The sequence below is a fragment of the Novosphingobium sp. SG707 genome (assembly GCF_012275515.1).
GTDB lineage: Bacteria > Pseudomonadota > Alphaproteobacteria > Sphingomonadales > Sphingomonadaceae > Novosphingobium.
Genome location: NZ_JAAZQL010000003.1, coordinates 684,231 through 697,905, shown reverse-complemented (window position 1 = coordinate 697,905; position 13,675 = coordinate 684,231). Strand labels below are relative to the sequence as shown.

At 56.8% G+C, this 13,675-nt stretch carries 11 protein-coding genes, 1 tRNA gene and 1 pseudogene; 9 read left to right on the top strand and 4 right to left on the bottom strand.

What is annotated here, in order from left to right:
* The gene (locus FHW92_RS11970; protein ID WP_168603455.1) at window positions 1-3,780 is read left to right on the top strand and encodes a conjugal transfer protein TraG N-terminal domain-containing protein; all 3,780 of its coding nucleotides are present in this window, start codon (window positions 1-3) and stop codon (window positions 3,778-3,780) included.
* Between the two features lie 136 nt (window positions 3,781-3,916).
* Here FHW92_RS11970 and FHW92_RS11965 read toward each other — a convergent pair.
* Window positions 3,917-4,620: pseudogene (locus FHW92_RS11965) on the bottom strand (transposase).
* Between the two features lie 630 nt (window positions 4,621-5,250).
* Here FHW92_RS11965 and FHW92_RS26070 point away from each other — a divergent pair.
* The 6 genes from FHW92_RS26070 (at window position 5,251) to FHW92_RS26065 (ending at window position 9,376) form a co-directional block, all read left to right on the top strand.
* Complete coding sequence (locus FHW92_RS26070; RefSeq protein ID WP_282599734.1) at window positions 5,251-5,379, top strand: hypothetical protein; 129 nt, start codon at window positions 5,251-5,253, stop codon at window positions 5,377-5,379.
* A gap of 270 nt (window positions 5,380-5,649) precedes the next feature.
* On the top strand, window positions 5,650-6,777 hold the full coding sequence (gene gmd, locus FHW92_RS11960; RefSeq protein ID WP_168603454.1) for a GDP-mannose 4,6-dehydratase: 1,128 nt from the start codon (window positions 5,650-5,652) through the stop codon (window positions 6,775-6,777).
* A 14-nt stretch (window positions 6,778-6,791) separates the two neighbouring features.
* The gene (locus tag FHW92_RS11955) at window positions 6,792-7,751 is read left to right on the top strand and encodes a GDP-L-fucose synthase (protein WP_168603453.1); all 960 of its coding nucleotides are present in this window, start codon (window positions 6,792-6,794) and stop codon (window positions 7,749-7,751) included.
* 532 nt (window positions 7,752-8,283) lie between these two features.
* Window positions 8,284-8,481, top strand: coding sequence for a hypothetical protein (locus FHW92_RS11950; RefSeq protein ID WP_168603452.1), 198 nt, complete (start codon window positions 8,284-8,286; stop codon window positions 8,479-8,481).
* Complete coding sequence (locus FHW92_RS11945) at window positions 8,471-9,007, top strand: recombinase family protein (protein WP_246870075.1); 537 nt, start codon at window positions 8,471-8,473, stop codon at window positions 9,005-9,007. Before FHW92_RS11950 ends, FHW92_RS11945 begins: the two co-directional genes overlap by 11 nt.
* A 126-nt stretch (window positions 9,008-9,133) precedes the next feature.
* Window positions 9,134-9,376 carry a helix-turn-helix domain-containing protein gene (locus FHW92_RS26065; RefSeq protein ID WP_349237676.1) on the top strand — a complete coding sequence of 81 codons (243 nt, stop codon included), beginning with the start codon at window positions 9,134-9,136 and terminating at the stop codon, window positions 9,374-9,376.
* On the opposite strand, the gene FHW92_RS11935 is transcribed toward FHW92_RS26065, so the two are convergent.
* The 3 genes from FHW92_RS11935 to FHW92_RS11925 all read right to left on the bottom strand — a co-directional run bounded on the left by FHW92_RS11935 (window position 9,373) and on the right by FHW92_RS11925 (window position 12,284).
* The gene (locus FHW92_RS11935; protein WP_168603451.1) at window positions 9,373-10,605 is read right to left on the bottom strand and encodes an integrase arm-type DNA-binding domain-containing protein; all 1,233 of its coding nucleotides are present in this window, start codon (window positions 10,603-10,605) and stop codon (window positions 9,373-9,375) included. The two genes, FHW92_RS26065 and FHW92_RS11935, sit on opposite strands and share 4 nt — an antisense overlap.
* Window positions 10,606-10,798: 193 nt before the next feature.
* Complete coding sequence (locus tag FHW92_RS11930; RefSeq protein WP_168603450.1) at window positions 10,799-11,998, bottom strand: integrase arm-type DNA-binding domain-containing protein; 1,200 nt, start codon at window positions 11,996-11,998, stop codon at window positions 10,799-10,801.
* A 212-nt stretch (window positions 11,999-12,210) separates the two neighbouring features.
* Window positions 12,211-12,284: transfer RNA gene (locus tag FHW92_RS11925), tRNA-Gly, on the bottom strand.
* A 167-nt stretch (window positions 12,285-12,451) separates the two neighbouring features.
* Between FHW92_RS11925 and FHW92_RS11920 the strand changes: the two genes are divergently transcribed.
* Window positions 12,452-12,955 (top strand): GNAT family N-acetyltransferase, encoded by a 504-nt coding sequence (locus FHW92_RS11920; RefSeq protein ID WP_168603449.1) that lies wholly within the window; start codon window positions 12,452-12,454, stop codon window positions 12,953-12,955.
* 57 nt (window positions 12,956-13,012) lie between these two features.
* Complete coding sequence (locus FHW92_RS11915) at window positions 13,013-13,627, top strand: murein L,D-transpeptidase catalytic domain-containing protein (protein ID WP_168603448.1); 615 nt, start codon at window positions 13,013-13,015, stop codon at window positions 13,625-13,627.
* The last annotated feature ends 48 nt before the right edge of the window (window positions 13,628-13,675 follow it).

Sequence of the window (13,675 nt, the reverse complement as noted above, 5' to 3'; positions counted from 1 at the left end):
ATGCGCCTGGCCCTTTCGTGTTTTCCCTACCTGAGGGCACACCGCCAGATCGTTGCCGGATTGCTGACGGTCCCGCCGGCTCTGATCGCCAGTCCGGCTCGCGCGCTGGACGCCAGCTTCTACAGCTATGACGGCTTTGCAGAGACGGTCGACGCGTTCCATCTCGTCTCGCTGATCTTTGCCGACGCGCGCTATGAAACGCTGGTGGTGATCTGCGCTGTGGCAGGAATCGCACTAGGGGCGCTGCTGGCCGGCATCCGCGGACAGGGCATGGGCATCGTCACTTTCGGCTTTCAGATGCTGTTCGGCATCGGCCTCTTCGTCGGCCTCGTTTCGACGACCGGCACGGTTCACGTCTATGACAAGGTGCGCAATGCCTATCAGAGCGTCGGCGGGGTTCCCAATCTCATCGTGATGGTCGCGGGCACCACCAATCTGATGGAACGCGCGCTATCCGAAGTGATCGACGACAATACCGCCGATCCCAATGCCAAACTGGAATTTGGCGCGGGGGGCCATGCCTTCGACCTGTTCCTCAATGCGGTCTCACCGCGCGGGCCGATGAGCGATGCCTTTCTTGAAGCAACGGTCAGGGACTATGTCCGCCAATGCTATCCAGTCGCGAGGACATCGAGCGCCTATCAGGTCGATGACGACCAGCTCTTCCGCACCTCCACCGATCTGCCCACCAGTTTCGCCGCCATGGCCGGGCCCGCCACCTATAGCACCGTCTATTCCGCGACCAATAAGGCCGGCACCACGGTGAGCTGCACCGAGGCGTGGGATGCGATCCAGACGCGCCTGTCCGACCCGGCCCTGTTCGACGATTACGCAAAACAGGTCTGCGCGCGCAGCGGCTATGATGTGAGTGATGCAGGTCAGCTTTCGCGTTGCCGCAGCAATCTGGGCCAGATGGGCGACATGATGATGGGCGCCTCGCTCACCATGCAGGCGCTGATGAGCGATATCATGCTGGGCAATGCGGTGGGCGATGTTCTCTTTGAGGACAGTCCGGCGACCGCTTCGCGAGTCATGGCCAATCGCGCGGTGATCTCAGGCGGACTGGCTTCTATGTCGGTGGCGAATGAATGGATGCCGACCATCCGCGCGACGGTCTTTGGCATCATGCTGTTCATGATGCCGATCGCATTGATGTTCATCCTCACCCCGATCAATCTGCGGGTCGCCAGCTTTGCCTTTGGCCTTTTCGTTTTCGTGGCGCTCTGGGGCGTGATCGATGCCGGCATCTATCAGCTGACCCTCGGACGGGCGATGGCGGTGCTGGCCGAGATGCGCTCGAACCATGTCGGCGCCAATGCCTGGCTGCTGGCTCCCTCCTCGGCGATGAAGGCGCTTGCGATCTTCGGCTCCTTCCGCACGGCAGCGGCCGGCGTGGCGGGCGCCTTTACCTTCACCGTCTTCCGCTTCTCGGGCAATGTGTTCTCCTCTTTCACCGGCGAAGCTCTACAGGCGCAGGGCATGGCCAGCACCGCCGCCGCGCCGTTGATGACCAAGGAAGGCTATGCCTCCGCGCTCGAAGCGCAGGCCTCGGCCTCGGGAACCATGGCGAGGAGCAGCGCCTCAGCAAATTTTGGCGACTTTGGCGAGCGCAGCAATTTTGGCGCCAATCGAAGTTTTGGTATGGCCGGGACCGTGATCGGCGAACATGGCAGCGCTCTGGCGGGCGGCTCCGCCTTTGCGCTCGGCGGGATCGATGCGTCGCGCGAGCTGGGTGGCATCGCTCCTGCCCTTGCCGGGCGCGATCTGGCCGATCCGGCCGGCGCGCAGGCCGTGCGCGCCAATGCCGCCACCGGGGCGATCCATAATTTTGCCGAGAGGGATGCTCTGCGGCGTTTGGGAACGGGCTATTTCGGGGGTGGTCAGGCGGGCGAACGCACCTTTGCCGCCTTCAGCCAGAAGATGGTGCAATGGAAGGCCTTTGGTGACACCAATGCCTATGACATGATGATGTCGGGCGCACAGCGGCATTTCGAACGCGGTGGTTATGCGCCGAAGGATGCCGCCCTCAAAGCTTCAACCCTTATTGCGCAGGCCTCGGCAGATCCGACCTTTGCCAAGCTCTCAGCCAATGCTTTCGATCAGGAGCAGATGCTGCGCAACGATCTCACCAGCGCGCAGATCAGTGCCGGTGCAATGGAGGGCCGCCGAGACTTTGCAGGGAGCCGGGTCGCGGCCGGCGAGCGCAGCAATGTAGCAACCGAACAGGCATGGCGGACCGGCTCCAATGCGGGGCAAAGGCAAGCCGCCGCCATGCTTGGCCTGCCGCTTGACGAGGCCGGCCGCAAGATCGGCTTCATCAACACACTGGCCGGCGAAGCACGCTCCTCGGCGGTCAGCCAGTTGGCACGCAGCACCGGGCGTAATGAAGCGCAGGTCGAGCACGCGCTCGCGACCTATCATGCTGCCAGCCAACTTGGCACGGCCGATGGCGCGGATGCCGAGGCGACGCGCGAGCATACCAGCATCTATGGCCGCACCCGGGAGGCCTCCCGCTATGATTTTGCCGAGAGGTCGGGCAAGCTCGATGCTCAGCGCGAGATGGGGCCTGCTGGCACCCGCTCGACGGCGCGCATCGGCGAAGCAAGGCGGCAGGCCGACAATGCCGGATTTGCGCAAGGGGCCGCCGCCGCCGGCAGTTCTGTGCGCGAAGCCGCGCGGCTCGACAGTTTCATCCAGGCGCTGGGTCGCACAGCAAGCAATCAGACCGACATGGCGGAAGGCCGTGCTCCCGGCATTGCCGATCGCGCGCGCAACGAAAGGCTCGGCCGGATTGTCGAACAGGAACGCCTTACCCGTATGCAAAAGCTGCTTGGCGAGCATGGCGTCAACCTGTCGCGACGCCAGATCGCGATGGATCAGAATGGTGATCTCAGCCTCAATCTCTCACCCGAGGGCGCAGCCGCGATGTGGAAAGGCGGACTCATCAACGAGAGCCAGCTGGGCGCCATCGCCAATGGCGGGCGGGCGCGCTTCAGCTTTACGCATAGCGATCTGCTGGTATCGAGCAGTGCCGGCTTCAGCCAGTCGGCGCGCTCGGACACCAGCACCCGCTTCGAGGCGGGCAAGCAGGCCGGTCCCGATACGATCGAGCATTTCCTCGGCGACGGGCAGCAGGGGCAGGCGATGATGGAAGGATGGCTCAAAGGCGGGTTCGAGATGGACCGCAAGGGGCAATGGCGTTTGAAACCTCAAGTCGCCGACACGCTGCAGCGCGATGTTCAGGCGATCATCGCGCAAACCGGCTGGACCCGCTCGCTCTCGCGCTCGGCGCAGGATCAGACCTCAATGGGCACGGATATCAATGCCGGGATTTCCGGGTCTGCGGGGCGACAGCTTGCGGGCGGGACTGGCAAGACGGGAGGTCGGGCGACAAGCGGTTCGGTTGGGGCGAATGTCAGCGGGAGCGTCGGGTTTCAGAGTTCGGATCGTGGGATGACCTCAGAAAGCGCGGATGCCAAAATGGATATCGTGAATTATGACGTTCGACATGCGATTGCGGCCGCCGAACGCAAGGCCGCCCGATCTCAAATGCCTGCCGAAAGCTTTATTCAAGAACTTCGGAGTCAGGTGCTGGGCAAAGACGGACTGCGGAACCGCTATCTCGATCAGGCGAAAGCTGGGCGAGGAACGTTTGATCTCAACGCACCTATCACCTCGCTGGAGCAATCGTCGATTTTGAGTTCAGGCCGTTTATTCTCGGATACGGGGCAAGGATCAGGAGACGACGAAGACCGATCTGGAAGCCATCGCAATAACTGAGTTCAATCTTCGGGAAGGAGCTTTCGCTGGGAGCAGACAGGTCCCGCTCAGGTTCATGGGTTTCTCCGGTGGTAATCGATGATCTCGGCAACCAGGGTTGCGGCTCCAGCTAACCCTTGGGCTAACAAACGCGAAGCTACAGCGGCTTGCCAGTCAGTTGAACCATAGCAAGGAAATTCTGGGGCCACTTGCCGTGCCGGGCTGCGCCCCTGCGGACGTGCTTCAGCTTGGAGAAGAACCGATCGACCAGGTGGGGCACGCGGTTGAGCCACGTACTTAAGTACGGATTCGATCAAGGGGGCCCTAGGCGGAAGCTTAGCGAACGCGACCTTTTCGCGGAATGGTGTCCGGATGCGATCGGTCTCAGATGCCTTTTCCCCCAATACGATTGTTCCTGCACCAGCATGATCAAGCAGTTTATAGGCAGTTGGAACGTCATGAATGTGCCCGGTGATCGGACTTGGCCGTATAGGGAGACCTGGCCCGTAATGATCGGGTGGATCTTCATCGTAAGCCCAGCTCGGGCGCTCGCCCTCCCATTTTGCCCTTGCTGCCTGCCGACGAGCCCAACGGAGAGGCTGTCGATCATCTGGATGACGTCATCTCTGCGGTAGTGATGGCGTCCATCACCAGATACCGCACTCCTGCTTTGCCCCATCGCATGGAGCGATTGTCGCACGTGGTGCGCGGCCCGTAACGCTCAGGCCAGTCTCGCCAGGGCGCAAAGGACCGCAGCATCCAGCCGATGTCGATCGGAACGCGCCTGCTATCCATGCGGCGCGCGCCTCTGTATTTGTCGGGCAGCAGCGAGAGTACGCGCCCCTCCAACTCGGCCGGCATATACAGGCTCACGCTGACGTTAAAATCAGACTTGCTGCCCCTGATCAACACCCCGGTTTCCCCTCCAAATCAACGCCAAGCCCGCAACCTGCGCCTCCAGCGAAACTTCGTTGTTCAAAGGCAATCGGTCGCCGTCAAACGACAACGCAGCTTTCCTGCAAGCGAAGGCTGGAGACCAAAATCCGGGCGGGCTAAACGTCCGATCAACGTGTTGGCTATGGTATTTCCTATCCTGGCCAGGGGAGGATGCCGGCGACCAATTTTCAATTTAAACAGTGCCTTATTGCGCGCCTAAAGCCACGTCTCGGCTCTGGTCGTTAAGCCCACCTGACAGCTTGCAATCACTTCATTCGATTGACAGGAAAGGCTCGATCGTGCAATTGCTGCGCCGCAATATGCTGGGACGAAATGCCTTCAAACGCTTCTTTAGTGGCCTCTCTTTTCGTACAATGGATCGATAAAAAATGACAAAAATCATTATAATCGATTCGCGCCGAGCAGGCCTAAACCCAAGCAAATGCCTCACCAACACCAGCCGTAACTTGGTTGCCAAAGAATATGGTCCACCACGGAGACGAACGGTTAGGCAATCGAGTGAGTGCAACCGATGATTCACACTGGAGATCGGTCGTGAGTGTGCTGCTGGACCAAATGACCCGCATCAGATTATTGGAAAATTCTGATATGAGGCCCTGGGGGATGCTGGATCATGTTCTCGCAAAGAAAATCGGGAGCAGTCTTGTTTTTGAAGGCTTCTGAGGTCTCGTTTCGCTATGGGGAGGGCAGGATTGAACCAGGCGAAAAACAGGGACATGCGAGATCGAATAGGTTCGCGAAAATGCTGCTGCGGAGATCGGTTTCGATGCTCGATTGCTATCATTTGGGTTATGCGCTTGCGATAATTGCCAAATTGGACTTAATGTGAGCACATCACCTCTAAAGATTATCGGCATTTTATAATTTCACATAATTATTAATTTAATAAATAACTTTCTGCGACATGGCTATTGATAGTCTAAGGAGCTAATAGTGTCTCACCCCAAAAAAGCGCTTATTACTGGGATTACCGGCCAAGACGGATCATACCTTGCTGAGCTCTTGCTTGAAAAAGGCTATGAGGTTCATGGCATTAAGCGCCGGGCATCTTCTTTTAACACGCAACGCATCGACCATATCTATCAAGACCCCCATGCCTCAAATCCCAATCTCAAACTGCATTATGGCGACCTCACCGACACTTCCAATTTAACCCGTATCGTGAAAGAAATTGAGCCGGACGAGATCTATAATCTTGGCGCACAAAGCCATGTGGCGGTGAGCTTTGAGGCACCTGAATATACGGCCGACGTTGATGGCGTTGGTACCTTGCGTTTACTTGAAGCGATCCGCTTTCTTGGTCTCGAAAAGAAAACACGCTTCTATCAGGCGTCGACGTCTGAACTCTATGGTCTTGTGCAGGAAACGCCTCAAAAAGAAACAACGCCATTTTACCCGCGTTCGCCCTATGCAGTCGCAAAACTGTACGCTTACTGGATTACAGTAAATTACCGGGAAGCCTATGGTATTTATGCCTGTAACGGCGTTCTTTTTAATCACGAGAGTCCTCGTCGTGGTGAGACTTTTGTTACCCGCAAGATCACGCGCGGCCTGGCCAACGTTGCTCAAGGGCTGGAAAGCTGCATCTACATGGGCAACATTGATTCTCTGCGAGATTGGGGGCACGCCAAGGATTATGTTCGCATGCAGTGGATGATGCTTCAGCAAGAACTGCCTGAAGATTTTGTCATTGCCACGGGAGTTCAATATTCCGTACGCGAGTTCATCATTTGGTCTGCGGCACATCTAGGGATCACCCTACGGTTCTCGGGAACTGGCGTTGACGAGGTTGGCATTGTCGAAGATATCCAGGGCAGCGATGCACCCGGAGTAAAGGTGGGGGATGTGATCGTCCGCGTGGATCCACGATACTTCCGCCCGGCAGAAGTCGATACACTGCTTGGTGATGCGACAAAGGCCAAGGAGAAGCTGGGCTGGGTTCCTGAAATCAGCGTGCAAACGATGTGTGGAGAAATGGTCAAGGAAGACTTACACACCGCCAAGCGCCACGCCCTACTAAAGAAGCATGGCTTTGAACTGCCGGTTTCGATTGAGATTTAAAGGGGGCAGGAGCGATGCGTATATTTGTGGCAGGCCATCGAGGTATGGTTGGCGGCGCGATCACACGTAAACTGCGTGAGCGAGGCATCGACGTTGTTTGCCGTACCCATGCTGAGCTGGATCTAGCTGACCAGACCGCAGTCCGCGCGTTCTTTGCCACTGAAAAGGTTGATGGGGTAGTGTTGGCCGCTGCCAAAGTTGGCGGCATTTATGCGAATAATACCTATCCGGCTGATTTCATCTATTCAAATTTGATGATCGAAGCAAACGTCATTCATCAGGCCTATGCCTCCGGCATACAGCGACTGCTTTTCCTGGGGTCATCATGCATTTATCCCCGTGATGTCCCTCAACCTTTGAGTGAAGATGCTTTGCTGACGGGGAGGCTGGAGCCGACCAACGAACCTTATGCCATAGCTAAAATCGCAGGTATCAAACTTTGCGAAAGCTACAATCGTCAGTATGGCACTGACTTTCGCAGTGTAATGCCTACCAATCTTTACGGCCCTGGCGACAATTTTCATCCTGAAAACAGCCATGTAATGCCAGCGCTTATCCGCAGATTTCACGAAGCCACGCAAAATGGACTAAATGAAGTCGTCGTATGGGGATCAGGCAAGCCGATGCGCGAATTCCTGCATGTTGATGACATGGCAGATGCCTCGCTCTTTGTATTCGATCTGGACAAGCCGACTTACGAAGCAAATACCCTGCCCATGCTAAGTCACGTCAATGTCGGATTTGGTGAAGATGTGACAATCGCGCAGCTGGCTGCAACGATTGCTGAAGTTACTGGATTTAAAGGAACAATTTCCTTCGATGCATCGAAGCCCGATGGCACGATGCGAAAGCTGATGGATTCGGGGCGGCTGAATGCAATGGGCTGGAGGCCGCTGATCGATCTTCATTCTGGCATCGAAGAGACGTACAGATGGTTTCTAAAAAACATCGAGCAAGATCGATCTTATTCATAAAGGTAATAATACTCGCGTGATTGCTTATACGGAGGGTGGGACCGTCAAGGGAGGTAATGCCTGACCCTGTCCCGGAATTGCCACCGGCCAGAACGAGAGGTCCAGCGCTTCATCGGCCGGGATTAACCCCGACCGATTAAGCAAATTCGGCAGGCGTCATGACCCCTAGGGACGTGTGAGGACGGCTCTCGTTGTACAACACGGCGGCGCAACGCCCACGGGACCGATGTCCGAGAAGTTTTCTATAAATGGCACCCCTGGAATGGGTTACCGGTTCACGTCCATCAGGTCGTGGAACGATGCGGTTTAATCGTTTTCCGCTGCAACCTCACAGCGTTGTCGCCTGATCGCTGGCGCGAGATACCGGCATGGATGTTTGACCGTGCGATTTGCAACCTGATGCGCATTGAGGCTTCACCTCAAGTGGATATCGGCGCGTTGAACGCTCTGTTTCAGCTCCTACAGATGACTTCGGCTTCGCAGGTTTCGAGCGCAGCATTGAGCCCTCACGATTCGTATTCGGGAGTTCTTGATGGCACGCAAACCGATGACAGTGCAGCTCGATCTGTTCTCCAATCCAGGCCCCTCCGGGGGCGCGCAGGCCCCGCAATGGCAATCTCTTCCGCCGCCAACACGCCAGACATTGGCGCCGCTGATCGTGCGCCTGCTCCTCGAGCATATCACCGGCGCTCCCGCCGCAGAACAACGGGAGATGCAGGATGACCTTTGAGAAGATCAGCCCGCAGCATCTCGAACGCAAAGCGATCCTGTATGTCCGGCAATCGTCGGCCCATCAGGTTCTTCACAACCGGGAGAGCCGTGCCCTCCAATACGCAATGCGTGATCGCCTAGTCACTCTGGGATGGTCACACATCGAGACCATTGATGAAGACCTTGGCCGATCAGCCGCCGGAGGTGTGACGCGCATCGGTTTCGACCGGATGGTGGCGGAGGTCTGCCTTGGCAAGGTTGGCGCGGTGGCGGCACGGGAAGTCTCACGTTTTGCCCGTAACAGCCGGGACTGGCAGCAGCTTATCGAGATGTGTCGCGTGGTCGATACGGTGTTGGTCGACCAGGAGGCGGTGTACGCCCCGCGTCAGGGCAACGACCGGTTGCTGCTTGGCCTGAAGGGTGATCACACTAATCGACGGTCCTCGACGACCGAGACAACTTCGATCCATCCCCTTCCGCCCGATCCGGGGTGGCCACCCCGGATCGGGCATCTCATGATGCCCCAGCAGGCGGAAATGTCATAAGACAAGAGAACGCCGTGAGACAGATCATGCTTACCGAAGAAGACGAAAAGAAGATTTCCTCGCCGCCGTTTTGATGATATCCAGAGTAAGTGGCGGGCTGACCATCGTCAGAGTGGATATGCCCAAATGAAGAATCCGATGATAAACAGTCAACTCCTGGCTGAACAGCCTGATTGCGCGTCTGATTTTAGCAAACCGCTCACCCTTCGTATATCCGATGTCCAGCGGATGACGGGCCTTGGACGTACGAAAATATACAAGCTCATTACCAACGGCGAACTTTCGATAATAAAAATCGGTCGGGCTACTCTAATCCCGCTATCCAGTTTGGAAGCATTGCTGGTACGGGGCCAGCAGCATCGCAGCTAATTGGGCCAATGCTCAGGTAAAATCGCCGAATCATTTTGCTCCCGTAAGGCATCAAGGTAGTCGGACCACCATTGAGCCATCTCCACGCGCTCATTCCAATGCGCGCCGCGGTGATAGGCCGCACGCACTTTACTGACATCGCCATGCGCTAGAGCGCGCTCGATCGCGTCCGGCGACCATTTGCCGGACTCGTTGAGCAAGGTACTTGCCATTGCGCGAAAGCCGTGGCCTGTCATTTCATCGGTGGTATAGCCCAGCCGACGCAATGCTCCGTTGATCGTATTTTCACTCATGGGACGCGCCCGGCTTCGGACAGACGGAAATACATAGCCTTTTGGACCACTTAGTCTCCGAACATCTTTAAATAAATCAATCACTTGCCTCGAAAGCGGCACGTAATGAGCCTTACGCACTTTCATCCTTTCGGCGGGTATGACCCAAAGTGCGCCCTCCAGATCAATCTCGTTCCAAAGAGCTTGGCGGAGCTCACCGGGCCTTACAAAGACATGAGGTGCTACTTTAAGCGCCAACCTAGCAATTCCAATGCCTTGGTAGCTGTCAATATCTCGTAGCAATTGGCCCACCTTGTGCGCCTCGGTGATCGCGCCGTAGTGTGTAACCTTAGGAGATGCTAAAGCGCCACGCAGATCACGGGTAGGATCAGATCTGAGGCGAGCGGTGGCGACGGCAAACCTGAACACGCTCCCCGCCAACTGCAAGGCGCGACGCGCGCTTTCAAGTTTTCCCTTTCTTTCAATCTTGCGTACGGCGGCCAAAACATCTGCAGGCTCAATGTCAGCAATAGCCATCCGCCCGATCGACACCGATACTAAGCCCAGAAGATGCTCGCAGCGCTCGGCTGTTGAAGGAGCCCAAGGCTTGTGACCATCGCCTTTACGCTTCTTGCAATATTCAGTGGCCAGCAAAGCGAATGAATTTCCGGCCAGTTCCTGCCTGCGAAGCTTTTCCCGACGCCTCTCGCGCGAGGGATCAGAGCCCGCAGCGATCAATTCACGAGCCTGGTCACGCCGCTTGCGCGCTTCGGCGAGCCCCACCGAAGGATAGATCCCTAATCCTAACTTCTTCTCCCGCCCGTCAAACCGATATTTGAAGCGCCAAAGCTTACTTCCTGTCGGCTGCACCTGCAAAAACAGACCCAACGAATCAGCTATTTTATAGGATTTTTCACGCGCTTTTGCGTTACGAATTGCAAGATCACTCAAAGCCATTTTCAATGCTCCACGAAGTGCGCTCCGCAACCATCGCAAGAATCAAACAGCACCACCTCCACCACCCTTCACAATTCAGATGGCGTCAAAAATACGATGGCGAACAACCACGAACATCATTTCAAAAGCATATCACATTTTAAGGTTTTTATCCAAAAGTCATGAATTTTTTGGATATTCTAAATCGACAATCTCAATAATTCTTACTTCGCAACTTATCAAGATAGTTACCCCACCACTGAGCCATCTTCACACGTTCTTTCCAATGGGCACCGCGGTGGTAAGCGGCCCGCACTTTGTCGCTGTCGCCGTGAGCCAGGGCACGCTCAATAGCATCGGGAGACCATTTGCCGCTTTCATTCAGCAAAGTTGAAGCCATGGCCCGAAAGCCATGCACAGTCATTTCGTTGCTGGAATAGCCCAATCGTCGCAGGCTGGCATTGAGCGTATTATCGCTGATCGGGCGCTCCCGAGTACGAACCGAAGGGAATACATACCCGGATGGCCCTGAAATCTTGAGCGCATCTCGGAAACGAGCAACCGCCTGGGTGGACAGGGGAACCTGATGCTCCTTGCGCATTTTAGTTTTCTCGGCAGGGATAACCCAGACAGCTTCATTCAGGTCGATCTCGCTCCATATTGCATGACGAAGCTCACCTGGCCGGACAAATACATACGGAGCAAGCTGTAAGGCGATCCTGACAACTTCTCCGCCCTCATACCCATCGAGCGCGCGCAACAGTTCACCAACACGACGAGGCTCCGTAAGAGCTCCGTGATGCATGACCGTTGGCGAGGAGAGAGCTCCGCGTAAATCCCGCGTCGGATCGGATTTCACCTGGGCAGTTGCCACTCCGTAACGGAATACAGCACCAGTAAGTTGCATGGTACGACGAGCACTCTCCAGATTACCCTTTCTCTCGATATTCCGGATAGCGGAGAGGACATGGATTGGCTCGATTTCACCAATGCTCATGTCACCGATCACCCCCAAAATCATACTCAATAAATATTCATTTCTCTTTGCGGTCTCATCTCCCCACTTATCTCCACCGTTATTTTTTCTTTTCTCGCAGTACTCTTCAGATAAGGACCGAAACGTTCCTCCACTATCAACCTTTTTTGAGATGGTTACCCGCTGTTTTTCGCGGGAAGGATCAATTCCGCGCGCTACGAGTTCACGAGCCTGAGCATGACGCACGCGAGCTTCGCCTAGACTGACCTGCGGATAGCTACCCAAGGCGAGCAACCTCTCATGCCCATCGATCCGGTATTTGAAGCGCCAGAGTTTGCCTCCAGTCGGAGTGACCAAAAGAAAGAGTCCTCCACCATCGGCCAGCTTGGTGGCCTTTGGACCGGGCCTGAAGTTTCTAATTGCCATATCCGTGAGCATATTATTTCCTCGCATTATCAGGTTATTAGACCCAATATACCCCCAGCGTTGGGGGTATCGGCTATGACGAGGCGGTGCATACCCCCAGCGGGGCCCCCACATTCGGGTGATTGCGGGGGAATGCAGGCGAACGCCAACGGCCCTGATAAGGCGAAATATAGCAGGTTTTCTGTGCTTTAGGAGGTGACCGGGAACGCTGCTGGTTCGAGAATTGGAGCGGGTGAAGGGAATCGAACCCTCGTATTCAGCTTGGGAAGCTGCTGCTCTACCATTGAGCTACACCCGCAGGCGCGTTGAAAGCATTGGGGCTTTCGCTTGCGATGCCTGAAACAGGGCATATCCCCTCAGACAGGCGGGCCGATTGCCACAGTCGAACGGCATTGGTCAATACAAGTTTTTGCAAAATCGCGCCTTATGCTTCCCAGAAGCGCAAATCGGGCTAAACCGCGCATCATGACCAACACGATCCGCCCAGCCACACCTGATGACATTCCCCTGATCGCGCAATTGATCCGCGACCTGGCCGAATATGAGAAGCTCTCGCACGAGGTCCGTTTTGATGAGGCTGCTCTTAAACAGCACCTGTTCGGCCCACACCCGATGGCCGAGGTGGTGATCGGCCAGATCGACGGCGCGCCGCAGGGCTTCGCGCTCTTCTTCCACAATTTCTCCACCTTCGAGGGCCGTCCGGGCATTTATCTGGAGGATCTCTATGTCCGCCCCGCCGCGCGCGGCTCGGGGCTGGGCAAGGCCCTGCTGCTCCATCTGGCCGCTCTGGCGCAGGATCGGGGCTGCGCGCGGCTGGAATGGAGCGTGCTGGACTGGAACACGCCCTCGATCGAATTCTATCGCCGCATGGGCGCAAAACCGATGGAACAATGGACGGTGATGCGCGTTGATGGCGCAACTTTGGCTCAACTCGCCGCTGACTCGCGTGATTCCATCGCAGGTGAATAGAAAAATTTACCCCGTTGCCCTATTGCAACAGACATGGGAATCGCGAATCAGAATAACATGTTGAGCCGTCGTGCATTGTTGGGTGGACTGGCCCTTGGCGGGGTCGCCATGGCCACTCCCCTGCGTGTTGCCGCACAGGCTTCGGGCCTCTCCGAATATGAACGCCGCGTGGTGGGCATCGCCATGCGCGAGCGGGATCGCGTCGGCGCGATGCTGGCGCGCCCCGATGTCGTGGCCATTGCCGACTTCAGCAAACCTTCGCATGATGCGCGGCTGCACTTTGTCGACATGGTCGGCGGTGCGGTGCGTTCGCATCTGGTGGCCCATGGTCGCGGGTCGGACCCGGCCCATGTCGGCTGGCTCAAGCAGTTTTCGAACAGCGTCGGCTCCTATGCCACCTCGCGCGGGGCCTATCTGACTGCGGGCCAGTATGAGGGCAAATATGGCGCCTCGATGCGGCTGCGCGGGCTGGATCTGGACAATTCCAATGCGTTCGACCGCGCCATCGTGATGCACCCGGCATGGTATGCCGCGCCCGATATGGTGTCCAAATTCGGCAAGCTGGGCCGTTCGGAAGGCTGCTTTGCCATGGCGCCCGAGGATTTCAGCCTTGTGCTGGGCCATCTGGGCGCGGGCCGCCTGCTTTACGCCGACCGCATCAGCGAGGCGTAAGTCCGGCGCGGCGCCGCTGATCGGTTCAGCAGCGCCGCCCCCCGCCGA

What these genes read in the sequence shown, in the direction of transcription:
- FHW92_RS11950 (WP_168603452.1), top strand. Translation starts at nt 8,284, where the DNA reads ATGGCACGCAAACCGATGACAGTGCAGCTCGATCTGTTCTCCAATCCA.
- FHW92_RS11970 (WP_168603455.1), top strand. Translation starts at nt 1, where the DNA reads ATGCGCCTGGCCCTTTCGTGTTTTCCCTACCTGAGGGCACACCGCCAG.
- FHW92_RS11915 (WP_168603448.1), top strand. Translation starts at nt 13,013, where the DNA reads ATGTTGAGCCGTCGTGCATTGTTGGGTGGACTGGCCCTTGGCGGGGTC.
- FHW92_RS11945 (WP_246870075.1), top strand. Translation starts at nt 8,471, where the DNA reads ATGACCTTTGAGAAGATCAGCCCGCAGCATCTCGAACGCAAAGCGATC.
- FHW92_RS26065 (WP_349237676.1), top strand. Translation starts at nt 9,134, where the DNA reads ATGAAGAATCCGATGATAAACAGTCAACTCCTGGCTGAACAGCCTGAT.
- FHW92_RS11955 (WP_168603453.1), top strand. Translation starts at nt 6,792, where the DNA reads ATGCGTATATTTGTGGCAGGCCATCGAGGTATGGTTGGCGGCGCGATC.
- FHW92_RS11920 (WP_168603449.1), top strand. Translation starts at nt 12,452, where the DNA reads ATGACCAACACGATCCGCCCAGCCACACCTGATGACATTCCCCTGATC.
- FHW92_RS11930 (WP_168603450.1), bottom strand. Translation starts at nt 11,998, where the DNA reads ATGCTCACGGATATGGCAATTAGAAACTTCAGGCCCGGTCCAAAGGCC.
- FHW92_RS11935 (WP_168603451.1), bottom strand. Translation starts at nt 10,605, where the DNA reads ATGGCTTTGAGTGATCTTGCAATTCGTAACGCAAAAGCGCGTGAAAAA.